The organism is Caulobacter sp. 17J80-11 (assembly GCF_014349105.1).
GTDB lineage: Bacteria > Pseudomonadota > Alphaproteobacteria > Caulobacterales > Caulobacteraceae > 17J80-11.
Map to the genome: position 1 here is coordinate 203,291 of NZ_JACSJI010000004.1, position 23,530 is coordinate 226,820.

Annotated in this window: 17 protein-coding genes and 1 pseudogene; 10 read left to right on the forward strand and 8 right to left on the reverse strand. The window is 72.9% G+C overall.

Annotated features, from left to right (window positions below):
- Positions 1–55: 55 nt before the first annotated feature.
- The 4 genes from H8B08_RS06555 to H8B08_RS06570 form a co-directional block, all read right to left on the reverse strand.
- Positions 56–6,940 carry a YDG domain-containing protein gene (locus tag H8B08_RS06555; RefSeq protein ID WP_187449394.1) on the reverse strand — a complete coding sequence of 2,295 codons (6,885 nt, stop codon included), beginning with the start codon at positions 6,938–6,940 and terminating at the stop codon, positions 56–58.
- A gap of 23 nt (positions 6,941–6,963) precedes the next feature.
- A complete protein-coding gene (locus H8B08_RS06560) occupies positions 6,964–8,664 on the reverse strand; it encodes a ShlB/FhaC/HecB family hemolysin secretion/activation protein (RefSeq protein WP_187449395.1) in 1,701 nt (566 codons plus the stop codon).
- A 380-nt stretch (positions 8,665–9,044) separates the two neighbouring features.
- The gene (locus H8B08_RS06565; RefSeq protein ID WP_187449396.1) at positions 9,045–9,239 is read right to left on the reverse strand and encodes a hypothetical protein; all 195 of its coding nucleotides are present in this window, start codon (positions 9,237–9,239) and stop codon (positions 9,045–9,047) included.
- Positions 9,236–9,634: a hypothetical protein gene (locus H8B08_RS06570; RefSeq protein WP_187449397.1), complete on the reverse strand. Its 399-nt coding sequence runs from the start codon at positions 9,632–9,634 to the stop codon at positions 9,236–9,238. The genes H8B08_RS06565 and H8B08_RS06570 overlap by 4 nt, the downstream gene beginning before the upstream one ends.
- 191 nt (positions 9,635–9,825) lie before the next feature.
- Between H8B08_RS06570 and H8B08_RS06575 the strand changes: the two genes are divergently transcribed.
- A complete protein-coding gene (locus H8B08_RS06575; protein ID WP_187449398.1) occupies positions 9,826–10,359 on the forward strand; it encodes a DUF2239 family protein in 534 nt (177 codons plus the stop codon).
- Positions 10,360–10,514: 155 nt separating this feature from the next.
- On the opposite strand, the gene H8B08_RS06580 is transcribed toward H8B08_RS06575, so the two are convergent.
- Positions 10,515–10,826 (reverse strand): helix-turn-helix domain-containing protein, encoded by a 312-nt coding sequence (locus H8B08_RS06580; protein ID WP_187449399.1) that lies wholly within the window; start codon positions 10,824–10,826, stop codon positions 10,515–10,517.
- A gap of 125 nt (positions 10,827–10,951) precedes the next feature.
- Here H8B08_RS06580 and H8B08_RS06585 point away from each other — a divergent pair, with 125 nt between their 5' ends.
- The 5 genes from H8B08_RS06585 (at position 10,952) to H8B08_RS06605 (ending at position 16,150) form a co-directional block, all read left to right on the forward strand.
- Complete coding sequence (locus H8B08_RS06585; protein ID WP_187449400.1) at positions 10,952–11,836, forward strand: DUF1376 domain-containing protein; 885 nt, start codon at positions 10,952–10,954, stop codon at positions 11,834–11,836.
- Positions 11,790–12,209 carry a hypothetical protein gene (locus H8B08_RS06590; RefSeq protein WP_187449401.1) on the forward strand — a complete coding sequence of 140 codons (420 nt, stop codon included), beginning with the start codon at positions 11,790–11,792 and terminating at the stop codon, positions 12,207–12,209. The genes H8B08_RS06585 and H8B08_RS06590 overlap by 47 nt, the downstream gene beginning before the upstream one ends.
- Positions 12,209–12,778 (forward strand): hypothetical protein, encoded by a 570-nt coding sequence (locus H8B08_RS06595; RefSeq protein ID WP_187449402.1) that lies wholly within the window; start codon positions 12,209–12,211, stop codon positions 12,776–12,778. The genes H8B08_RS06590 and H8B08_RS06595 overlap by 1 nt, the downstream gene beginning before the upstream one ends.
- A gap of 182 nt (positions 12,779–12,960) precedes the next feature.
- Positions 12,961–13,485 carry a hypothetical protein gene (locus tag H8B08_RS06600; protein WP_187449403.1) on the forward strand — a complete coding sequence of 175 codons (525 nt, stop codon included), beginning with the start codon at positions 12,961–12,963 and terminating at the stop codon, positions 13,483–13,485.
- A gap of 427 nt (positions 13,486–13,912) precedes the next feature.
- Entirely contained in the window at positions 13,913–16,150 is a 2,238-nt protein-coding gene (locus H8B08_RS06605; protein ID WP_187449404.1) for an RICIN domain-containing protein, read from the forward strand.
- 84 nt (positions 16,151–16,234) lie between these two features.
- Here H8B08_RS06605 and H8B08_RS06610 read toward each other — a convergent pair whose 3' ends face one another.
- Entirely contained in the window at positions 16,235–16,645 is a 411-nt protein-coding gene (locus H8B08_RS06610) for a LytTR family DNA-binding domain-containing protein (RefSeq protein ID WP_187449405.1), read from the reverse strand.
- Positions 16,646–17,251: 606 nt separating this feature from the next.
- Positions 17,252–19,249, reverse strand: coding sequence for a S9 family peptidase (locus tag H8B08_RS06615; RefSeq protein WP_187449406.1), 1,998 nt, complete (start codon positions 19,247–19,249; stop codon positions 17,252–17,254).
- A gap of 203 nt (positions 19,250–19,452) precedes the next feature.
- Between H8B08_RS06615 and H8B08_RS06620 the strand changes: the two genes are divergently transcribed.
- Both H8B08_RS06620 and H8B08_RS19535 read left to right on the forward strand, forming a co-directional pair.
- Entirely contained in the window at positions 19,453–20,559 is a 1,107-nt protein-coding gene (locus tag H8B08_RS06620) for a sensor histidine kinase (RefSeq protein ID WP_187449407.1), read from the forward strand.
- A gap of 11 nt (positions 20,560–20,570) precedes the next feature.
- Positions 20,571–20,699 (forward strand): annotated as a pseudogene (locus H8B08_RS19535) (hypothetical protein); the annotation flags it as partial.
- A gap of 162 nt (positions 20,700–20,861) precedes the next feature.
- On the opposite strand, the gene H8B08_RS06625 reads toward H8B08_RS19535, so the two are convergent.
- Positions 20,862–22,187, reverse strand: a complete 1,326-nt coding sequence (locus H8B08_RS06625) for an erythromycin esterase family protein (RefSeq protein WP_187449408.1) — start codon at positions 22,185–22,187, stop codon at positions 20,862–20,864.
- Positions 22,188–22,567: 380 nt separating this feature from the next.
- On the opposite strand from H8B08_RS06625, the gene H8B08_RS06630 reads away from it, so the two are divergent.
- Positions 22,568–22,996 (forward strand): CBS domain-containing protein, encoded by a 429-nt coding sequence (locus H8B08_RS06630; RefSeq protein WP_187449409.1) that lies wholly within the window; start codon positions 22,568–22,570, stop codon positions 22,994–22,996.
- A gap of 84 nt (positions 22,997–23,080) precedes the next feature.
- Positions 23,081–23,500, forward strand: a complete 420-nt coding sequence (locus tag H8B08_RS06635) for a DUF805 domain-containing protein (RefSeq protein ID WP_187449410.1) — start codon at positions 23,081–23,083, stop codon at positions 23,498–23,500.
- Positions 23,501–23,530 lie beyond the last annotated feature (30 nt).

A 23,530-nucleotide genomic window follows, 5' to 3' on the forward strand; every position in this document is an offset into this window, starting at 1 on the left:
TGCTGCGGTCGGCCGGCCACCTTCTCCCGCAAGGGGAGAAGGACAGCCTGCTCATTCAGTTCGTCTTGCGGCACCCGTACTCGCCGGCCTGGCACTTCTTCGTGTCGCCGTCCGGCACGCCGCCGCCCAGCTCGAAGGTCACGCTCACCTCGCCGCCGCCCAGGCTGGGCGGGGTCGGCTGGGTCAGGGCCTGCAGCACCGGGCCGCCGCCGCCCTGGGCGGGGTCGACCGCCGGGCGGGCGATCTCGAAGGTCCCCGGGTTGAAGGTCAGGACGTAGTTTGCCGAGGCCGCCAGGTCGCCCTGGTTGATGGCGTACAGGCCCACCGCCTCGCCCGGCGCGCGGACCAGCGCGCCGGTCAGGCTGTCGCCGTCGACCAGCGAGCCGGCGCTCAGCGTCCAGGTCAGGGCCGGATCCGCGTCGCCGCGGGTCTTCGACGCGTTGTTCGCGCTCACCGTCACGGCGCGCCGGGCGATGTCGGCCAGCACCGAGGCCGGGATGGTCACGGTGTAGTTGCCCGCGTCCGCCCCGGTCAGGGTCACGCCCGAGACGGTCACGACCTTGTCCGCGCCCGCGTTCCGGTCCGCGAAGGTGAAGGTCCCCGTCGAGGTCCCGACCGCGTCCGCGCCGACCACGCCGCCCAGGCTCACCGTGCCCGTGCCGGCCGTCGTGCCGTCGTAGGTCTTGTCGTGCGCCACGACGGTGACGGTGAGCGCCTTCTGGAAGATGTCGGCCAGGGCCGAGGCGGGCAGGGACAGGGTGTAATTGCCCGCGTCGTCGCCGTTCAGGGTGACGCCCGAGACGGTCACCACCTTGTCCGAGCCGGCGTTGCGGTCAGCGAAGGTGAAGGTCGCGCCGGTGGTCCCGACGCTGTCGCCGCCCAGCACCCCTTGCAGGGTCACCGAGCCGGTGCCGGCGGCCGAGCCGTCGTAGGTCTTGTCGTTCGCGGTGACGACGCCGGTGATCTCACGCTTGTAGATGTCGGCCAGCACCGAGGCCGGGACGCTCAGGGTGTAGTTGCCCGCGTCGTCGCCGGTCAGGGTCACGCCGGTGACGCTCACCGTGCGGCCGTCGCCGGCGTTGCGGCTGTCGAAGGTGAAGGTCCCGCCGGTGATCCCGACCTCGTCGCCGGCCAGGGCCTCGCCCAACGTGATCGAGCCGGTGGCGGCGTCCGTGCCGTCGTAGGTCTTGCTGTCGGCCACCACGCCGGCGGTGAGGGCCCGCGGCGTCACCACGATCTGGCCGGCGCTGTTGAAGGCGAACTGGTAGCCGGCCAGGCTTTGCAGGTCGCCGGCCGAGACGACCACCTGGTAGGGGCCGCCCGCGACCGAGGCGCGCTCAGCCGCGCCGGCCGAGCTCAGGGCCGGGCCGCCGGAGATCACGTCGGACAGGGTGTCGGCGCGGAAGGCGCCGGCGACGCCGCCGCTCAGCCCGCTGACCGTGTAGCCCATCACCGAGGCGCCGTCGTCGCCGTAGACCTTGCTGCCGCCGGTGGAGGTGAAGGTCAGGGTCGGGGCGGCGGCGAAGACGTAGCGGTCGCCGCTCTGGGTGACCGCGGCGCCGGAGATGTCGCGGCCCCAGACCGCGGTGTTCCCGCTGTCCAGCCCGCCGAAGGTGTTTCCGCTCGGCCCGGCCGAATAGATCAGCCAGCGGCCGGCGGCGCCGACCGCGTCGGCGCCGCGCTGGTTGACGAAGGCCTGGTCGGTCGACAGCCGCACGTCGTCGCCCAGCACCCGCCCGCTCGAGGCGATGGTCAGGTCGCCGTCGGCGATCAGGTCGATGTCGCCGGCCGCGCCGACCACGCCGTTCACCGTCAGGCCGCCGTTCAGGACGGTGACGGTGAGCGCGCCCGGCGTGCCCAGCGCGCCCAGCGTCAGGCCGCCGGCCGTGTCGGTGATGCTGAAGTCGCCCATGCCGGTGAAGGTCGGGTTCAGCGCCTGGCCGGCGAAGTCGGCGGCGGTGACGGTGTAGTCGCCGTTGACGCTGACCGTGCCGATCACGTTGATCGTGCCGGTGGAGGCCAGGGTCAGGTCGCCCTGGCCGTTGAGCGAGCCGAAGCTGAGCGAGCCGCCGTTGAAGACGGCGCCGTCGGCTGCGGTCACGGCGCCGCCGTAGACCTGGGCGCCGGTCGTGCGGACCTCGCCGGTCACGGTGGCGGCGTTGTTCACCGTCACGGCGCGGAACCGGGCGTTCGACCCGGTGCCGACGTCGGCGATGGTCATGGGCCCGCCGGACGTGAGGCTCAGGTCGTGGGCGCCGTTGCCGGCGTCGTTGACGGCGCCGGTGAGGGTCAGGGCGCCGCCGGCCTCGACGCTCACCGTCGTTCCCGGATTGGCCGAGCTGAACCAGAGGTCGCCGTCGACGGTGAGCGCGCCCGTGGTTCGAACCGGCCCGTTCAACACGCTCATGCTGTTGCCGACGGTGACGTTCAGGCTGGACAGGGGCGTGGTCGCGCCGATGTCGTCGGCCGTGAACCTGTCGGCCGTCACGTTCAGGGCGCCCGGGCCGTTCACCGAACTGAGCCAGGCGAGATTGGACGCGTTCACGCTCGCCGTGCCGCTCGAGATGGTGACGCCGGCCCCGCTCAGGACGACGTTCCCCGCGCTCGCCGTCAGCGACGCGCCGGCCAGCTCGTAGGGAACCAGCGACGTGGTCTCGACGCGGATGTCTGTGCCGCTCAGGGCGCCGAGGCTGACGCCGGCGCTGCGGTTCGACTGCACCGTGAGGATTCCGCCGGCCGACAGCGCGCCGAACCGGGCGATCTGATTGGCGCGACGCAGGTCGATCGTCCCCGCCGCGGTGGCGTTCAGCGTCCCGGTGGTGATGGTCCCGCCGGTCTGGGTGACCGCCCCGCCGTTGGACGTCAGCGACACGCTGCGGCCGCCCCCGGTGGTCAGGCCGCCGCTCAAGGTCAGGGCGCCGGCGGAGGTCAGCTGGATGTCCTCGTTGGTCGAGGTCAGACCGGCGCCCGTGACGGTCAGCGTGTCGGTGCTGCTCACGCGCACGGTCCCCGGCGCGGTGACGGCGCCGATCGTCAGGGGGCCGGCCGTGTCGGTGATGTTGAAGTCGTTGGTCGTCCCGATGAAGGTCGGGGCCAGGGCGTTCCCGGTGAAATCGGCGGCCGTGACGGTGTAGTCGCCGGAGACGCTCAGGGCGCCGGTGACCGACAGCGTGCCGCCGCTGGACAGGGTCAGGCCGCCCTGGCCGGTGAGCGCCGCGAACTGCAGGGCGCCGTCCGCCGTCAGCACGCCGCCGGCCGCGACCGTCGTGGTGTCGCCGTAGCTCTGGGCGCCCGTGGTGCGGATCGAGCCGCCGTTGATCTGGGTCGTGCCGCCGGCGTTGGTGGTCAGCGACGTCAGCGCGGTGGTCGCGCCGACCGCGCCGTTGAACTGGGTCGTCCCTCCGGTGTTGACCGTAAGGCCGCGCGCCCCGTCCACGGCGTTCAGCGCGATCACGCTGTTGTTGACGCTGGTCAGGGTGGTGTCCGCGCCCAGCGCCAGCGCACCGAGGTACGACTGGCCCAGCGTGGTCCGCACCGAGCCGCCGTTGAGCAGGGTCGCGCCGCCGCCCTGGGTGGTCAGCGAGGTGAGGGCGTTGGTGGCGCCGACCGCGCCCTGGAAGGTGGTGGTCCCGCTGGTGTCCACGGCCAGCTGGCCGGAGCCGTCGAGCGTGCTCCCGAAGCTGACGGCGCCGCCGCCGGTGCTCTGCAGGACGACGGTCGCCGCGTTCAGGTTGACCGCGTCGGCGTAGGACTGAGCCCCCGTGGTGGTGACGGCGCCGCCCAGGGAGGTCGTGCCGGCGGCGTCGGTGTTCAGCCAGGCGAGGGCGTTGGAGCCGCCGACCGCGCCGTTGAAGCTGGTGGTTCCGCCGGTGGCGACGCTCAGGCCCTGCAGGCCGTTGGCGCTGTCCACCGTCCCGCCGAGCCGGATGTTCCCGTTCGACGTGCTGGTGAGCGCGACCGTCCCGGTCAGCGTGACGTTGTCGTTGTAGGTCTGCGCGCCCGAGGTCCGCACGCCGGCGCCGCCGGTCAGCGTCGTCGAGCCGGCCGCGTCGGTGGTCAGGGACGTCAGCGCGGTCGTATCGCCGACCGAGGCCAGGACGGTGCTTCCGGCGGTGTTCATGGTCAGGCTGCGAGCGCCGTTCACCGACGTGGCGAACCGCAGGGTGCCCGACCCCGTGCTGGTCAGGGTGGTGTTGGCCCCTAGGGTGGCCGCGTCGCCGAAGATCTGCGCGCCGGTGGTGGTGATCGAGCCGCCGTTGAGCGCCGTCGTGCCGGGCGCGTCGGTGAACAGCGCGGTGAGGGCGGTGGCGCCGCCGACCGCGCCGTTGAAGCTGGTGGCCCCGCCGGTGTTGACGGTGAGGCTGCGCGCGCCGTTCACGGCGCCTGAGAAGCTGATGGCGCCGAGGTTGGTGCTGGTCAGCGCGGTGTCCGCGCCCAGCACGACGGCGTCGCCATAGGTCTGACCGACGACGGTCCGGACGCCGCCGCCGTTGATCACGGTCGTGCCGCCGGCGTCGGTCGTCAGCGAATTCAAGGCGGTGGTCGCGCCCACGGCGCCCCCGAACGTGGTGGTCCCGGCCGTGTTGATGGTCAGGCCCCTGTTCCCGTCGAGCGTGCTGGCGAAGGTGACCGGGCCGCCCGCGGTGATCGCCGACGTGAACCCGCTCAGGGTCACCGCGTCGTTGAAGGTGAGGCCGCCCGTGACGCTGACGTTGCCGTTCAGCACCGTCGTGCCGGGCGCGTCGGTGGTGACCGAGCCGACGTAGGCGCTGAAGGTGATGTCGCCGAAGGAGGTGGTCCCGGCGGTGTTGACGGTGAGATTGGTCGCCGTGCCGTCGTGGGCCCCGTTGACCCTTCCCAGGGTGATCGCGCCGGCGTTCGTGCTCCTCAGCGTGGTGTCCGCCTCCATCCACAGCGTGTTGTAGGTCTGGGCGCCGGTCGTCGTGACCGGGTTCTGCACGCTGACGCCGAACTGGGTGCCGGTGGCGTTGAGCGAGGACAGGGCGGTGGAACCGCCCACGGCGCCGTTGAAGTGCACGCTGCCCTTGCTGGTGACGGTCAGGTCATGGGCGCCGTTGACCGTGCCGTTGAAGAGGATGTCCCAGCCCGGGCCGGCGCTGTTCAGCGAGGCGTCCCCGGTCAGGGTCACGTTCCCGAGATACTTCTGGTCGCCGCCCGATTGCATGGTGGCGCCGTTGAAGGTCGTCGGCCCGTTCACCGTTATGTAGCTGGCGCCGACGGTCGTGCCGGTGAAGGTCGCCGAGCTGCCCGTGAAGGTCGCCGTTCCGTAGTTGGTGGTGACCGTCGGGGCGTTGATCACCAGCGCGCCGTTGTTCGACAGGGTGAGATCGTCGAAGCTCGACAGCGCGCCGGACACCGTCAGGCCGCCGGTGTCGGTCAGGGCGAAGGCGCCTCCGGTGCTGCTGCTGGCGCCCAGCACGCCGACGCTGTTGCCGGCGTTGGTCAGCGTGACGTTGCCCGCCGCATTGGCGCGGAGCGTGCCGGCGGTGATCGCGCCGGTCTGGGTGATGGTGCTCCCCGAGGTCAGCACGACGCTGCCGGACGCGGCGTTCACGGCGCCGAGGCTCAGCGAGCCGCTGCCCTGGGTGGTCAGGGTGACGTCGCCACCGGTCGAGGTCAGCGTGCCCAGGAAGTTGAGCGAGCCGCTGTTGAGGGCGGTGATCGACAGGTTGCCGCTGACGCTGATGTTGCCCTGGGTCAGGCCGAAGGCCGTGTCGGTGATGGTGTAGTTGTGCGGGACCGCGCCGGTCCACACCGGGCTCAGGGAGCCGGTGAAGTCCTGGGCGTAGACGGTGTAGTGGCGGCCGATGGTGGTCGTGCCGGTGCCGAGCAGGCCGCCGGACGACAGGCTCACGTCGTTCCCGCCGGTGATCGCGCCCAGCATCACGTCGCCGCCGCCGGTCACCGTCACGTCGCGGTTCGCCGTCAGCGCGCCGTTGCCGCTGAACTTGACGTTCGCGCCGGCGATGCCGGACGCCGCGCCATTCGAGATCCCGCCGCCGCCGACCAGCAGGATGTTGCCGTCGCCGCTGGCGACCGCGCCGTTGGCGGTGATCGAACCGGTGATGTTGACCGTGCCGCCGACCGCGTTGCGGCTGACCGCCCCGAGGTAGACGTTGCCCGCCGTGGTCGTGCCGCCCAGCCCGATCGGGTTGGCGACGTTGCTGCCGCTGCCGACCGGCACCGTCCAGCTGAACAGGTCGAGGTCGCCGCCGGCGTCGGGCGCGAAGGTGATGGTGTAGGCGTCGGCCACGCCGTACAGGACGTCGGAGCCCTTGCCGGCCGTAGCGTCGTTGATGATCGCCCCGGCCTGCGTGGTCACTGTCGGCGCGATCAGCGCCAGGGTCCCGCCGTGGACGTTCAGCTGGGCCCCCGAAATCACCGAGACCGCGGTGCTGGGGCTGGTCGTGAAGCTGAAGTTGTCGCTCAGGAAATTGGAGTCGCCGATCGTCCCGGTGGTGGCCAGCAGGCCGCCGACGTTCACGCGCGCGTTGCCGCCGAACACCACGCCGTCGCGGCTGACGAACCAGACGTTGCCGCCGTAGGCGCCGCCCGTCGCCCCGATGTAGCCGTTCAGGTTCCCGTCGATGGTGGCGGAGCCCGCGCTGACGCGGTTCAGCACGATGTCGCCCCGGCCGCCGAACACGAAGTTCAGGGTGTCGCCGCTGGCCAGGTTGAGGTTGCCGCTCCAGTCCAGAATGGTCCGGGACCCGCCCAGGGTGATCGTCGTCACGTCCGCGCCGCCCGTGTTCGAGGACGCGCCGGAAACGGCGACGCCGCCGCTGCCCCCGATGACGGAGCTGGTGATGGTTCCGGCGTTGGTCGAGACCTGGGCCAGGGCCGGGGCGGCCAGGAGGGCCAGCGAGACGCCCAGGGCGGTGCGGGCGAGCAGGGCGGTGCGGGTCGTGCGGCGGGTCATGGTCAGGCTCCGGGCGCGCAGGATCAGTTGAAGCGGGCGACGAGGTTGAGCAGCACGCGCGGGTCCGGCTTGCTGTTCGGGTCGGACGCGTCGATGCGGTCCAGCGGGTGGGCGTAGGCCAGGTCGACGGCGACCTTGTCGGTCAGGCGCAGGCGCACGCCCGCGCCGGCCGAGCCGACGTCGCGCGCGCCGAAGCCGCCGGCGTCCAGGTCCTCGACCCAGGCGTGGTCGTAGAAGGCGTAGAGGCTGGCGCGCATCCCGGCCGCCTCGAACGGGCCGAAGCGGGCCTCGAAGGCCGCCGCCGCGCCGCGATCGCCCGACAGCGCCGCCGGGTCGTAGCCGCGCCCGATGGTCAGGTTGCCGACGCTCATCTCTTCGTAGGCCAGCAGCGGGCTGTCGGCCCACTGGGCCATGCCCGACGCGCTCAGCGAGAAGCGGCGGGCAAGCGCCAGCTCGGCGCGGCCGTCGGCGCGCACCAGCCAGGCCTGCGGATCGGCGTCGGCGCGCGACATGCCCGGATCGCCGGCCTCGTCAGCCCCGAAGCCCGACAGGCCCTTGCGCAGCTCCAGCCCGCCGGACAGCGCCGTCGGCCAGTTCGCCACCTCGGTCGTCCCTTCCCCCTGCAGGCGGGCGAAGGCGATGCGCAGGTCGTCGTCGGTCAGGGTCAGCAGGTCCGACAGGTCGGTCTTCTGCTCGACCCAGTTCAGGCCGCCCGACAGCCAGGCGCTATGGCGGCGATGGCGCGCCAGCGGATAGACCGCCTCGGCCGTGCCGACGAGCGACTTGGAGCGCAGGTCCAGCGGCGACAGCACGTCGCCCGGCCGGCTTTCCGAATAGGCAAGCGACATCCGGCCCACCAGGCCGCTCGACCCCAGGCGGGCCTCCTCGACCAGCTGCACCACGCGCTGCTCGGTCAGGTCGGTGGTTCCGTACAGCACCAGCGAGGTGCGTTCGCCCAGCGGGGTGAGGCCGTCGACGTCGACCCGGCCCAGCACGGTCCAGGGGCCGACCGTGTCGGAGCCGAAGTTCTGCAGGTTGGCGGTGACGGTCACCGGCTCGGCGCGGGTCAGGGTCACGTCCAGGTCGACCGCGCCGCGCGCGCCCGACGCGCCCGGCCGCACGGTCGTCTGCACCAGCACGCCCGGCACGTCGCCGGCCAGCAGCAGCCAGCGCTGGGCCGCGTTCATGTCGAACGGGGACAGGCCCTCCAGCTTCTTCAGGTATTGCGCGGCCTTCTTACCGGCCGGGCCGGCGTCGCCCAGCACGCGCACCTGCTCGACGTGGGCCTCGATCACCTCCAGCACGACCAGCCCGCCGGCGATCTCCTGCTGCGGGATGACCACGCGGGCCAGCACGCCGCGCTTCAGATAGGCCTCGGCCGCCCGGTCGCGGATGGCGCAGACCTCGGCGATCGAGACGGTCTGGCCGGCCTTGGACGACCAGGTCGGGGCCAGCTGATCGGCCGACAGGCTGGCGTTCCCGCGGAACTCCACAGCCGACAGCGGGAAGCTGAGCTTCGAATCCACGAACGGGCAGGGCTCGGCCGGGGCGACCGGCAGCTCGGCCCTGGGCGCGTTCGGCTCGGGCGGGCCGCTGCGCTGGGCCGGATCCAGCTGTTCGCGCGAGGGCAGGGGCGCGATCTGCGCCAAGGCCGGACCGGCGGCCGCCCAGCCGAGCGCCGCCATCAGCGCGGCCGTCGCCGCGCGCGATTGAAGAACTCGCATTATGCCCCCTGCGCCGGCCCGACCCGGCGGAAATCACGTCAAAGCTGCACTCGCGGCGGAATCGCTCCGCCGCTGGTTGGCCCGGTTAACGCGGGGGTTGCGGCGGCGCATCTTCAATATTGTAGAGGTCGGAGAAAAAAACGACGGATTCTCGCGTGGTGTATCCTCGACAGCTCAGTGAGCTTGGGGTTTCGCGGCATCGTCATCGGTCTATGGCCGACCGTTTTTCCGCTCATGGAAGTCTATCCGGGTCGCTTTTCCCTGTGTCTATTTTTGAAGGAGCTTGGCTCGACGCTGCAGGATCGATCTTGGCCGATGTGATCTGAGCGAATAGGATTCGTGCCGCTCTGCTTTACATTTCGCGACTTTCGTTTCGCATTTCATGACGTTGCGATCATTGGTTGAGGTGCATCTCCGCCGAGCTCGCGCGCGGTCAGGTCGCGCTCCTCGTTCATCCGCTCCGCCAGCGCCTGGGCGGCGGCCAGGTCGCGTTCCAGCGCGACGGCTTCGTCGGGGACGTGGTCGACGGCCACGGCGTAGCGGCCGGCGGCGTCGCGATAGACCGGAAAGCTCATCGCTGCGCCTCCAGCCGGGCGAAGGCGGCGCCGTAGAGACGGGCCAGGTCGGCGTCGGCCAGGCGGTCGGCGAGGGTTTCGCATAGGCACGCGCGGTAGCGCAGGTCGGGCGCGACCAGGCCGGGGTCCGCGCGGGCGAGGCGGGACAGGGCGTCTTCGCTGCGGTCTGCGAAGGCGTCGGTCAGCTCGGCCAGCTCGTGGACGGCGTCGAAGGCCTGGTCCAGCTCCAGCCGGTCGGCGGCGCAGGCCGGCCCGCGGGCGGCGCGGAAGGCGGCCTCGGCCGCCTCGACCCGGCGGTCGAGCTCGCGCCGTCCGGCCGCGGCCTCCGCCCGGCGCGCGGCGCGCGCGGACCGCTCGGCGGCGAGGAAGTCGGATCGGTCGTACAGGAGGGTCATGAGGTTCGCAATTTCCGAACTTTCAGGGCGAGGGGGATGTTCGCAATTTACGAACCTCCCGGGCGGCAGGTTCGTAGAATCGAGACCCCGTTTTCGCAGGTATGTACGTCAGAATTGGACGTATGCCCCTTCCCCATTCGGGAGAGGGGGATGTGATTGACTCCACATTCCACCCGGATAAAACCTCCCGCATGACCGAGACCTGCACCGCCTTCATCGGCGCCCGCCTGATCGCCTCCGGATCTCCGGCCGAGGTGGCCGCCGCCGTGCGCGCGGCGCAGGCGGCCGAGCCGCACGCGACCGTCCTGGCCTTCGACGACGACACCGGCGCCCCGGTGGAGTTCGATCCGCGCGGCGACGCGCCCGCGGCCGAGCCGAAGCGCGGTCCCGGCCGCCCCAAGCTGGGCGTCTCGGCCCGCGAGGTGACCCTGCTGCCCCGGCACTGGGAATGGCTGGCCGCCCAGCCGGGCGGCGCCTCGGTGACCTTGCGCAAGCTGGTCGAGGCGGCCCGCCGGGCCGACGAAGGCCCGGGGCGGATCCGCCGCGCCCAGGAGGCCGCCTACCGCGTGGCCACCGCGCTGGCCGGCGACGCGGCCCTCTACGAGGCGGCGATCCGGGCGCTCTACGCCGGCGACCAGGCCGGGTTCGCGAGCGCGACCGAAGCCTGGCCGGCCGACGTGCGCGATCACGTGCGCAAGCTGGCGGGGCCGGCGTTCGAAGGGTGAGGGCGGCGAGGCGGCCAGCCTCTAATCCGCTCATCCCCGCGAAGGCGGGGACCCAGGTCCGCGACGCCCATCTGTGGGCGCAAGCCTTCATGAAGCGCAGGCGCGCTCTGATCCTTAAGCGCCCTGGGTCACCGCTTTCGCGGGGATGAGCGGTGTTAGGTGCCCGTCCTGCGCAGGCTCTCCAGCATGCGCACGGCCGCGCCGCGGTTCTCCTCGGGGATGTCGGCCCAGATGTCGAGGATGGAGGTGGGCAGCTTCTCGGGGTCGTGGTCCAGCAGGTAGCCGGCCGAGGTGTCGAGGGCGGGGGCCAGGCGGCGCAGCCATTTGCCGGACAGCTCGCGCTTGGTCTCCAGCTCGCTGATCACGCTCTTGGAGGTGCCGACCTTCTCGGCCAGCTGCTCCTGGGTCAGCCGCCGGTACTCGCGCCATTCGCGCAGGTAGTGCCGCTTGTCCGCCGCGTCGCTCATGGTTCGCAGTTTGCGCACCGATCGGTGGAAAAGTCGTTAGCCGTTTCACGAACTCACGGGCTTGCGTTTTGTTCGGAAAATGCGAACATAACGAGAACAAAACTAGAGCCGCCCGAGACCCGCCCATGAGCGCGCCGCCCTACATGCCCCTCTATGTCGCCGACTATCTGGGCGACACCCGCCACCTGACCACCGAGCAGCACGGCGCCTACGTGCTGCTGCTGATGGCCCTGTGGCGCGGCGGCGGCCGGCTGCCGGCGGAGCCCGCCCGGCTGGCGCGCCTGGCCGGCCTGTCCACGGCCCGCTGGGCGCGGACGGCGGGGGAGGTGACCGCCTTCTTCACGGTCGAGGACGGCGAGCTGACCCACCCGCGGCTGGTCGCCGAACTGGCCAGGATCGAGCGGGCCAGCGAGCAGCGCCGCGCCGCCGGCGCGCGGGGCGGAGCGGCCAAGGCCAGGCGCGCCCGCAGCGAAACCGTAGCGCCCGCTACGCCGCCGCCGCAGCCCGGCCGGAGCCCGGCTCTGGCATCTCAGACATCAGAGTCAGAACCAGAGAAGATTACCTACTCTGCAGGGGGCGCCCGCGCGTGGGCGAAGCCTGAGCTGGACGCCCTGGAGGCGGCCCTGCGCCAGGCGGCCGGTCCAGCGCTGAACGCCGCCGCGCCCGGCCTGATGAACCTCGCGCCGATCCTGGCCCTGCTGCGGCCGGGGCAGGGGCCGCCGGCCGAGCTGGAAGCCGACGTCCTGCCGGCCGTGCGCGCCCGCGCCGCCCGCCAGCGGCCCGGGACGGTGAACGGCTGGGCCTATTTCGAGCCGGCCGTCGTGCAATTCCGCGACCGCCGCCTGGCCGGCGCGCCCGCGCCCCGATCCACGGAAGCCTCCCATGAACCTTCCCGCCCCGCCGGCTCCGGCCGCGCCGCCAAGCGCGCCGTCTGGGCCCAAATCCTCGCCGACGAAGCCGCTCATGGGGCCGGCGAAGCTGACGCACCTGCCGGCCCGCCCGGCCCGTGAGCTGGCCGCGTCGCCGGACCGCGCCGCCGTGCTGGCCGAGTGCCGCGCCGCCCTGGCCGCGGCCGAGCCGGCCCCGCCGTCCGCCTTCGCGCTGATCCTGGAGCGGCTGGCCCTGCACTATCCCGAGAGCCGCCTGACCCCGGCCGAGCAGGCCGAGGTGCTGAAGGACTGGCGCCGGCTGGCCGGCCACCTGCCGGCCGACGTGCTGGCCAGGGCGGCCGACGCTTACGTGCTCAGCCCCGCGCGCTTCTTCCCGACGCCGGGCCAGCTGCTGGCCCTGGCCGAACCCGGCTTCGCCTGGCGCCGCGCGCTCGCCCGCCGCGCGCGCCAGACCCTCGACCTGATCAGACCCGAAAAAGAAGGGAAGTCCTGATGCCCCGCCGCACGCGGCCCAGCCCCGAAGCCGCGATCGCCGCCGCCAAGCTGCGTCGCGCCCGCGAGGCCGAGTTCGCCCGCCTGAGCGCCCAGCCCGACGTGCGCGTGGTCGCCGACGCCGGGCGCCGGATCGTCTCGGCGCGCCGGCTGGACGTGTTCGACCAGCTGTTCGCTCAGCGCGCCCTGACCGAGGCCCAGGTCGGCGCGGCGCGGCGGCTGGAGGCCGACCTGGCCTGCGCCGCCGGCGTCGACCGCGCCCAGGCCGGATTCGAGAAGGTCGACGCCTGCGCCCCCGGCGCGCCGGGCCAGGGGGTGACCCAGGTCATGGTCGACGCCTCCGCCCGGGCCGGCGCCGCGCTGGACGCCTGCGGCCCGGTCAACGCGCGGCTGCTGCGCGCCCTGCTGGAGCCGCAGTTCGACGGCGCCGGCGCGCGCGAACCCTGGCGCGCGACGGTGGCCCGCGTCACCGGCGATCCCGGCCGCGACGCCGCCGGCGCCCTGGTGCGCCTGGCCTGCGAGAACCTGCGCGCGGTCTACGAGGCCAAGGCGTACCGGCGGGCGGGGTAGGGGGGCCTCTTGCTCCTCCCCCGCTTCGCAGGGGAGGAGAGCCCTCCGCAACGCGGCGGCAGGGCGCCCTCTCGGTGGGGCCCTGGCCCGATCCCGCGCCTGCGGCCGGCCCGCCCGGCGCCCCGCCTCGCGCCCCGGCGTCGCGGTTAAGCTTTCCGGCCGCTATCCCCGGGAGGCCGTCCATGCCGCGTGCGCTCGCAACCCTCGCCCTGGCCGCCCTCGTGGGCGCGGCCGCCCTGCCGGCCCACGCCAAGCCGCCCCGCTACACGACCGCCGAGTGGCGGCTGGTGCGGGTGTTCGCGCCCGCCGTGCAGGGGCCGCAGCGCGGGCTGGACGTCTGGGTGCTGGAGGCCGACCTCAAGAAGGCCCGCAAGGGCAAGAAGCGCGAGCGGCCGGCCCGCATGATGGTGCGCGAGAACGACAGCGGGACCTGGTCGGTGGCCACCGCCCGCTTCGCCTGCAAGCGCGACGAGGTGGAGGTGAAGCGCATCGAGCGGTTCACGCCGGGCGCCGGCGCGCCCTCGGTCGAGAAGGTGGGCAAGTCGCATCCGCTCTACGCGCACGGCCCCGAAGGCGCGATCCGCGCCCTGCTGTGCGAGGGCGGCCAGACCGACGCGCCGGTGGCCAGGGGCACGGCCGCCGCCTTCACCCTGCAGGACGAAGCCGACGCCGCCTTCGCGGGGCGGATGCGGGCGGGGGCGGGGTAGGGCCCCAAACTTCGTCACCCTCGGGCTTGTCCCGAGGGTGACGGACATTGGCGCGCGGGCGCGCCGCTTCCCACGGCGCACCCCACATCCGTATGTCCCGACGAAAGTCGGGACCCAGATTCATCCGGCGCCGCTCGGGGGTTTCACCTGGGCCCCGACTTTCGTCGGGGAGGCGGAGATGTTCGAAGCCCCGTTGCGCGTTATCCGGCGTCGTGTTTTCGTGTCTTGCGTGTGCGCGAATATCCGTAGGCGGAGTTTTCGCGCGCGGACTGGTCTACGCTGTTCACCTTGCTTGCGACGCCTTCCTCCGCGTCGAGGCGCGATTGGGGTGTCGCGGGCGACGTCGGATGATCTCCGGCGCCAGTAAGCATACCCGCGGGCGTAATTCTCAGGATCGACCACGCCGGGGGGCGTGAGGGGGGCTGGCATGATCAAGGGGTCGGGCGTGCTTTGCGCGCTGGTGGTCGCGTGCGCGTCGTTCCTGGCGGCCGACGCGGGCCGCGCGCAGGAGAAACCGAAGCCGGTCGCGCCGGCGCCGGTGGTCGCCAAACCGGTCCGCCCGGTCGTGCCGCCGGCGGTTCAGGTCTCCCTCCAGGCGCCGCCCGTGGCCGAGGGCCTGCGCCCGCGCTGGGTGCCGCCCAAGCCCAAGGAGATCGCGCTGAAGAAGACCGACGTGGCCGGCGTGTTCGTCGTCAAGTTCGCCGAGGGCAGCCACGTGCGCCTGGGGCCGGACGGCTTCTACGTCGACCCGTCGCTGACGGGCCTGGCCGACGGCGCGGAGCGGCGCCTGGCCCGCACCGGGCTGAAGTACGACGGCGTGGCCCAGGAGCTGGCCGCCATCAAGGCCCTGCTGGCCAGCTCGCCCGACGCGCGCGCCTTCAAGGCCTCCTACGCCTTCCGCCCGGACAAGCCGCGCCTGCCCAAAGGCGGCGGCGTCGACCCGCAGTACGCCGAGAAGGACGAGCTGGAGCAGCGCTCGGGCGAGGAGCTGGCGGACCTCGACCTCTACTACGTGCTGGCCGCGCCCGACTTCACCGACGCGGCCGCCCAGGCGCGGCTGATGAACCAGCTGAACCGCTTCCGTTCGGTGGAGCAGGTCTACGCGGCGGTGGTGACCGACACGCCCCAGGCCGCCACGGGGGACCTCAGCAGCAATCAGGGCCACCTCGGCCCCGCGCCGGTCGGCATCGGCGCCCAGCTCGCCTGGACCCGGCCCGGCGGCCGCGGCGACGGGGTGCTGGTGGCCGACGTCGAGTACGACTGGGTCACCGACCACGAGGACTTCCCGCCGGCCTCGAGCCTGTTCGCCGGCGGGCGGCCGGGCTGCGCCTACGTCGCCAAGGAGAGCGAGCACGGCACCGAGGTGATGGGGGTGATCGCCTCGCCGCACAACGGCCTGGGCATGAACGGCATCGCGCCGAACGTGCGCTACGTGCTGTCCTCGGTGTGCCGGCCGTTCGACTACGTCTGGGCGGCCGTGGTGGCGACCTTCTCGGGCGAGAACTGGGCCGGGCGGGCGCACAACGTGGTGGTCGCCAACACGATGCGGATCGCCGGCGAGAGCCTGCGCCCCGGCGACGTGCTGCTGATCGAACAGCACGGGCCCGGGCCGTCCACGGGCCTGACCTGTCCGGTCATGCCCGGCTGCGGCCAGTTCGAGTGGGTGGCCATGGAGTATTACCAGGAGAGCTTCGACGTGATCCGCCGCCTGACGGCGCGCGGGGTGATCGTGGTGGAGGCGGCCGGCAACGGCAGCTCCGACCTGGACACCGCGCCCTACCGGCGCCGCTTCGATCCGAGCGTGCGCCATTCCGGGGCCCTGCTGATCGGCTCGGCCCTGCACGACGACGCCGGACACTTCATCAACCCGACCAGCAATTTCAGCCGCCGCATCGACCTGTATTCGTGGGGCGGCGGGGTGGCGACCATCGGCAAGGGCGACGGCGCCGGCGGGACCGGCCCGTTCGCCGGCTCGACCGCGATCCCGCGCCGCTACACCACCAACTTCGGGGGCACCTCCAGCGCCTCGGCGATCGTCGCCGGCGCGGTGGCCAGCCTGCAGGGGGCGCGCCTGGCCAGCGGCCAGCCGCCGCTCACCCCCGCCCAGGCCCGCGAGGTCCTGGTCGCCAGCGGCACGGCCGTGTCCGACGGCTCGGCGATCGGCGTCCAGCCGAACCTGGCCGGGGCCATCCCGATCGCCACCGCGCCGTCGGGCAGCTTCAGCGGGCCGGGCAACTACGTGATCCGCTCGCGCGCCAGCGGCAAGGTGCTGGACGTCGACGTCTCCTGGTTCCACGGCCAGGACGACGGCCAGCGGCTGATCCAGTGGGGCTTCCACGGCGGCGCCAACCAGGTGTTCTCGATCACCGCCAACCCGGACGGCAGCTTCAGCTTCCGCCCGACCCACACCTGGTCCAAGTGCCTGGACGTGGCCTTCGCCTCGGCCGCCGACGGGGCGGCGGTGCAGCAGTTCGCCTGCAACCCCGCGGCCGCCAACCAGCACTTCCGCATCGAGACGATCGGCGGCGCCCACCGCATCGTGGCGGTGCACAGCGGCAAGGCCCTGGACGTGCCGGGCTTCAGCCGCGACGACGGCGCGCGGATCCAGCAGTTCACCCCGAACATGGGCGCCAACCAGCTGTTCGATTTCATACGCGTACGCTGAGGCGTCCCGAGGGCGGCTTCACCCGGACCCCGACTTTCGTCGGGGAGACGGGGAGGGGGAGCCTTGGGGCGGGGGCGCTCTCGCTCAGAACGCGCCTTCGTCCTCCGCCCGCCTGATCGCCCGCTCGATGCCCTTCTCCAGGTCCTGCTTGGTGAAGGGCTTGGCGACCACGGCGCTGGCCTCGAAGCTTTTCAGCTCGGGGTGGCGCACGGCCGGCGCGCCGGTGACGAACACGATCGGGTACATGGCGGTGGTGCGCAGCACGGTGGCCACCGCCACGCCCTCGCTGGCGCCCCCCAGGTCGACGTCCAGGGTGATCACGTCGGGCTCGTACTTGTGCAGCAGGGTCATGGCCTCGGTCGGCGAGGCGGTCTGGGCGCAGATCGTGTAGCCCAGCTCGTCCAGATAGTGCGCCAGGCTGTCGGCGATCACCGGATCGTCCTCGACCACCACCACCTTGCGCAGCGGCCGGTCGGGCTCGTGAGCATGGACCATGGGCGCCTCCTGAAGGGCAACGCGACGCGCGGCGGGGGTGTTCCGCGCGCGCAGGCCGGCTCCGGCCTTCGTCCGCAAGGCGGCTCTCAATCCGTCCGTCCCGACGAAAGTCGGGACCCAGATTCGTCCGGAACGCTCAGCGGACTTCACCTGGACCCCGACTTTCGTCGGGGAGGCGGAGTCTCGCTGCACTCCGCCAGCCCTCACACCCCGCTGGCGGCGCGTGCGAGCGCCGACGGATGCGCTGCGCGCAGGCGCGTGCGGCGACGGCTGCCGGCGACCAGGGCGGATTTCAGCTCCCCGGTCCGGGCGGACGCCTGCTAGCCGGCGTCGAGCCCGTCGGGCGGGGTGGGCGACCAGCGGGCTCCAGCGTCGTCAGGCTGGCATGCCCGTTACAGCTTGGCCATACGCTCGCCGAGGGTGCGCTCACCTTCTCCCCTTGTGGGAGAAGGAGGGGCCCGCCGGCCCGGGCCGGCGGGAGGATGAGGGGTATCGCCGCATGCGGCCGATGTCGCGCGGGCGATCGCTTGAGCGGCCGGCGTGGCGCGACCCCTCACCCTCCCACGCTTCGCGCGGGCCCCTCCCTCTCCCGCAAGGGGAGAGGGATCAGGTCGCCGCCGCGAACGCCTTGCTGATGGTCTGCACGTAGCCGGCCATCAGGATCTGCTCGTGGCGGTCGTCCCAGTCGGCGTGGCCGGCGTTGTCGACCTCGATCACCTCGGCCTTGCGGCCCAGGGCCTCCAGCGCCTTGGCCATGATGCGGGTCTGCTCGACCGGCACCACCGGGTCCTGCTTTCCGTGCACCAGCATGACCGGCATGGTCAGGGCGGCGGCGCGGCGGGCGGGGGAGGCGGCCTCCAGCGCCGCCTTGTCGGCCTTGGGGTCGCCGATGCGCTTGACCCAGTAGCTGTAGACGTCGCGGTCGGGGCTGTCGTCCTCGCGCTTCTCGTAGGCCAGCATCTCGGGCAGGTCGCTGACCCCGCAGATCGAGATCACCGCCTTGTACAGGTCGGGCCGGCGCACCGCCCCCATCAGGGCCGCGTAGCCGCCGTAGCTGGAGCCCATGATCGCCACCCGTTTGGCGTCGAGGCCGCGTTCCTTCAGGGCGTAGGCGACGCAGTCCTCGACGTCGGCCTGCATGCGCTCGCCCCAGCGCTTCCAGCCGGCCTCGGCGAAGGCCCGGCCGTAGCCGCCGGAGCCCCGGAAGTTCGGCTGCAGCACCCACCAGCCCTGGGCCGCGAACACCTGCACCTGGCGGTCCCAGTCGAAGTAGTCGCGCAGCTCCGGCCCGCCGTGCGGCAGCACCACCAGCGGCCCCGGCGCGCCCCCGGGCGGGGCGGTCAGGTAGGCGTCGACCAGGCCGCCGTCGCGGGTGGGCACGCGCAACACCTCGCCGCGGCCCAGCCGCTCCAGCGCCAGGTTCGGACGGGCCGCGCCGACATTGTGCACCGACTTGGCCTTGCGGTCGTAGAGGAAGTAGGCCCCCGGCTCGCGCGGGCCGGAGACGTGCGCCAGGAAGCGGCGCTGGTCGCGGTCGACGTCGAACAGGGTGACGTTGCACTCGCCGCCCAGGAAGTCGTTGATGGCCTTGAAGTGCGCGGCGAAGCTCTTGTCGGCGAAGTCGTAGTCGATCCGGTCGGCGGCGAAGGCGGCGCCGATATAGCGGTCGCGCTCGTCGAACAGGGCGTGCAGCACGTCGCGGCCCGGGCGCTGGGACAGCGGCGGCCCGAAGCTCAGGCTGGCCAGGTCCAGCTCGCGCGCCGAGACCACGTCCTCGCCCTCCTGGCGGGCGGCCACCAGCACCACGCCGGTGCGCGCGGTGGGGCCGAGGTAGGCGAATTCCGGCAGGTCGCGCGGGTTGCTCTTGCGCAGCAGCCGCCACTCGCTCTCGCCCGGCGCGCGGGCGTAGATCCACTGCCAGGTGCCGCGCCGGTTGGCGTCGACGCGCAGGATCGGCGCCCCGCCGGCCACCTGCCAGCCCACCGTGCCGATCTTGCCGGCCTCGAACAGGGTCTCGGCGCCGGTCAGCAGGTCGACCTTGAACAGGCTGGGCAGGCGCCACTTCATGTCCATGGCCGGCATCAGGATCTGGTGCGGCTCGTCGGGCAGCAGGTCGACGACCTCGGCCAGGTCCAGGTTGAACTCGCGCACCCGCGGGTTCTGGAACATCGGCACCGGCGCCGACCCGTCCAGCCCCAGCGAGTACAGCCGCCGCCGCCGGCCGGCGGTCCAGTAGATCAGCCCCGAACGCTCGCTCTCGGCGTAGTCCGTGCCGTGGTCGACGCGCACCAGCAGCCGGTCGTCGCGCGCCCACTCGATCCAGTCGATGTCGCCCAGGTCGCCGGTGTTCAGCGGCTTGACCGGGCCGTCCGGCTGCTCGGCGTCCTTCAGGGCGACCACCTTGCGCCGCTTGCCGCCGACCACCGCGTCGAACAGCAGGGCCAGCTTGCGCCCGTCCGGCGACAGGGCCGCGTCCAGGGTGAAGGCCGGCGCGAAGAAGTCGGCCAGGGCGTGCGGCTTGACCCCTTCGGCCCGCGCGCCCGCGCCCAGCCCGGCCAAGGGCGCGGCCGCCGCCGCCGCCAGCAGCCCACGACGCGTGAACATGACTTGAAATCCCCGTAGTCCCCGAACGCCAGTGTGCGGAACCGGCGTGCGCGCCGTCAACGTCGGGTTGAGGGTTGTCCACCGGGGAGTCGTCCCGCGCCGCAGACCGAACCCGTGTGCGGCGAAGGCCGGGAGCCGGTTCGACCGCCTGCGCGTCCGGAATCTTTCGGGGTAGGGCTCGAACCGCGATCGAGCGCACCCGGTTGTTCGCGCAGGACTTGCAGGTGCGCGGCATGGACGAAGGCCAGTCGTTCGATCGCCTCGCCACTGAACTGGAAAGGTTCTGGGGCGGGCCGGCGGCCCACGCGGTTCTGGAAACCGTGATGGATTTCGTGCCGGGCGTGGTGGTCATCGTCAGCGCCCCGGCCGGGCGCGTGCTCTATGTCAGCGAATTCGCCGGGCGGCTGATGGGCTGGCCGCGCCAGGAGCTGGAGAACCTCAGCTACGAGCAGTTCGCCGAGCTGATGCCGAACTTCTCCCTGGACGGGCGGCCCTACACCCTGGACGAACGGCCGGTCGGTCGCTCGCTGAAGGGCGAGACGCTGGAGGACTTCGAGAGCTACTTCCTGGATTCCGCCGGCGGGCGCGTGCTCCTGCGCTGCAACACCTCGCCGATCCGCAACCCGGCCGGCGAGGTGATCGGGGCGATCAGCGTCTGCAGCGACATCAGCCGCCAGAAGGCGCGCGAGGCCGACCTGGCGCAGACGGCCGAGTACAACAGGGCGCTGCACGACGAGCTGGCCCACCGGGTGAAGAACCACCTGCAGGTGATCAGCGGCCTGATCGCGGTGGAGGCGCGCGGCGCGCCGGCCGCGACCGCCGACTTCGCCCGCAAGATCATGGGGGTGATGCAGAGCCTGGCGGCCATCTACCAGAGCGTGGTCGCCGCCGGCGGCGTCGGCGAGGCCGAGGTCGACGCGGTCGCCCTGATCGACGCGGTCTGCCGGGTCTACCGCACCGACGACCTGGTGATCGAGGTGAGCGCGCCGCCGGGGCTGAAGCTGCCCGCGGAGCGCGCGACCACCATCGGGGCGGTGGTCAACGAGGCGGTCTGCAACAGCTACAAGTACGCCTATCCCGACGGCCGCGGCGTGGTCGAGGTGACGGTCGCGCCCTCGGGCTCGGGCGAGCTGGAGCTCAAGGTGCTGGACCGCGGGGTCGGGCGCGCGGCGACGGCCCACGCCGACGACGGCCGCGCGCACGGGACCAAGCTGATGGACGTGCTGGCCCGCCAGCTGGGCGGCCGCATCGACATCGCCGATCGAGAGGGCGGCGGCACGGCGGTGACCCTGACCCTGCCGCAGGGGTGAGGGCGTCAGATCCTCCCCCCTTGGGGGAGGGGCACCGCGAAGCGGTGGAGGGGGCTCCAGAGGAGCGCGCGCCTTCCGCTCATCCGCCGCCGTTTGCGGGCTTCACCTGGACCCCGACGTTCGTCGGGGAGGCGGATTAAAAGTCCCTTCTCCCAGAGGGAGAAGGAGGGGCCCGCCGGCCGCAAGGCCGGTGGGAGGAACGGACGGCGGACGCCCTCGGCGCCTGGTTCTGCCCCCTCCCGTTTCCCTCACCCTCCCAGCCTTCGGCTGGGCCCCTCCCTCTCCCGACCGGGAGAGGGGGATCACACTCCGAACGGGTACGTGTCCGGCACCGGCCCGCGCGGCGCGTGCTCGTAGCTGAGCGGGGTCACCGCCTCGGTCTCGTCGAACCAGACGAAGGCGTCGAACTGGCGGGGCAGGTCGGCCAGGGCGTAGTGGCTCGCAAGCTCGGTCTGGGGGCGGTAGATCACGCCGATGAAGCGCTCCAGGCGGAGCTCCACCGCCTCGTCGCGCAGGTCGGCCGCGCCGTCGACGAAGTTCAGCATGAAGCGTTCGCCCGGGCCGCGCGCGCCGGCGTCGTGGCAGGCGCGCTCCCAGCTGTCGGGGCGGGAGGGCACGACCGTCTTCACCCGCATGTCGCCGTCCCAGTTGTCGGCGGCGGCGACCGTGCCGGAGTTGGTGCCGAAGCCGATCAGGGCGGCCTGGGCGCCGAAGCGCTCGCGGCACAGCTGGCCGATGTTCAGCTCGTCGCGCATCACGCCCATGTCGGTCCGGCGCGCGTCGCCGATGTGGCTGTTGTGGGCCCAGACCACCGCCTTGGCCTCGGGCCCCCGCGCCTCCAGCAGATGGACGAGGGTCTCGAACATGTGCGTGTCGCGCAGGTTCCAGCTGTCGGCGCCGCCGTAATACATGACGCGGTAGTAGCGCTCGGCCGCGGCCACCAGGCGGGCGGCCTGGGCGGCGTCGAGGAAGGCGTCGCCGTCGTCCAGACGGGCGTAGTCCAGCCGCCGGCTCAGCAGCTCGCGGCACTGCTCGACCACCGCGGCCTCGCACTTCTCGTAGAGCTCGCTGACCACGGCGGCGCCGTAGTCGGCCGGCTGGCGGCTCCACGGCGCGATGCAGCCGTAGCGCTCGCGCGCCTCCGCGGCGGCCTGCGGGTCGACGTCCTCCAGATAGTCCAGCACCAGGGCGATGGAGCCGTGCAGGTTGTACAGGTCCAGGCCGTAGAAGCCGCATCGCGCGGCCGGCGCGCGCGCGGCGTTCCAGGCCCGCAGGGTCTCGACGAAGGCGGCGACGTCGGTGTTGCGCCACATCCAGGTCGGGAAGCGCTCGAACGGCCGCTGGTCGGGGCCGGGGCCCTCGCGATGGCGGACATAGCGGTCGACCGCGGCGGCGTCGGGCCAGTCGGCCTCGACCGCCACGATGTTGAAGCCGTGCTGTTCGACCAGGCGCCGGGTGATGGCCGCGCGGGCGCGGTAGAACTCCGAGGTGCCGTGGCTGGCCTCGCCCAGCAGCACCACCTTGCGGTCGCCGAAGGCGTCGAAGGCGCGGGCGAAGCCGGGATCGTCGGGATCGGGCAGGGGCCGGGCCGCCTCGGCGACCAGGGCGGAAAGGTCAGAGCGGGCCATTCCCCGGCAACGGGGGGACGGGGCGGGGGTTCCGCGGCTTCTCCTCACCCGCTTCGCAGGGGAGGAGAGTAAGCCCCGCCCCTCCGCCGCGACGCACGACGGCGGAGGGGCGGTCGCTTCGCGGACCGGGCGGCCGGGCAGGGTCCGTCCGGCGGGCCGCGAAGCGATCACTCGAAGCAGGCCTGCCCCCGGGGGAACAAGGGGGGCGGCCCGCGGCGGGTTGTGGCCGTATCCCCGGCCGGCGTCCGCCCGCTTGCGCCCAAGCCGGACGACGGCGGGGCGAAGGCGGCCCGCGCCCTTTGCGCCCCCGCTGAAACCCCGGCGCCCGTCCGCAGTTGGCCGGCCGCGGGCTGCAAGACCCGCGCGTGGGAGTGAGAGCGATGATGGTTCGCGAGGTCATGACCAAGGGGGCCGAGGTGATCGGCCCGGAGGCCAGCGCCCTGGAGGCGGCGCGGCGCATGCGCGACTACGACCTGGGCAGCCTGCCCGTGGGCGAGGGCGACCGGCTGATCGGCATGATCACCGACCGCGACATCGCCGTGCGCGTCGCCGCCGCCGACAAGCGCCCCGGCGAGTGCTCGGTGCGCGAGGCGATGAGCGAGCACGTCTACTACGTGTTCGACGACGCCGACTGCGAGGACGCGGCCGAGGAGATGGCCCGCCACCAGGTCCGCCGCCTGGCCGTGCTGAACCGCGACAAGCGGCTGGTCGGCGTGCTCTCGATCGGCGACCTCGGCCTGCAGGCCGCCGCCGCCGCCGGACGCGCGCTCAAGGGCGTGGCGCGGCATACGGACCAGGCGAGGCAGTAAAATCTCCGCCCCCGCTTCGCAGGGGCGGAGAGCTACATCCTTCGTTCACCGACGCGGCCGCACCCTCAGGCCATGATCGGGCGCGTGTTGAGTTTTCAGGGGCGCAGCGGCCGCCGGGCCTTCCTGGCGGTGTGGGCGGTGGCGACCGCCCTGCTGATCCCGGTCGGGGGCGGCGCGGTGCGGGTGATGCAGGCCGCCCGCCAGTGGGGCGCGGCCGACACCCAGCTGACCATGCTGGCCGCGGCCCTGATCCTGCTGGGCCTGATGGGCTACCTGTTCCCCCTGCTGGCCGCCAGCGTGCGCCGCGCCCGCGACCTGGGCGCCTCGGCCGCGGTCGCGGGCCTGGTGGTCGGCGTCGAGCTGGCGGGCCTGGCCGCCCGCGCCTGGGCGGTGGGCGACGTGTTCTGGCTGTTCAGCCTGTTCGACGCGGCGGTGTTCCTGACCCTGGCCCTGTGGCCCGGCCTGCCGGAGGGCGACGCCGAGCCGGCGTGGGCGTTGGCGTGAGGCGCGGGGCGAACGCCCCCACATAGCGTC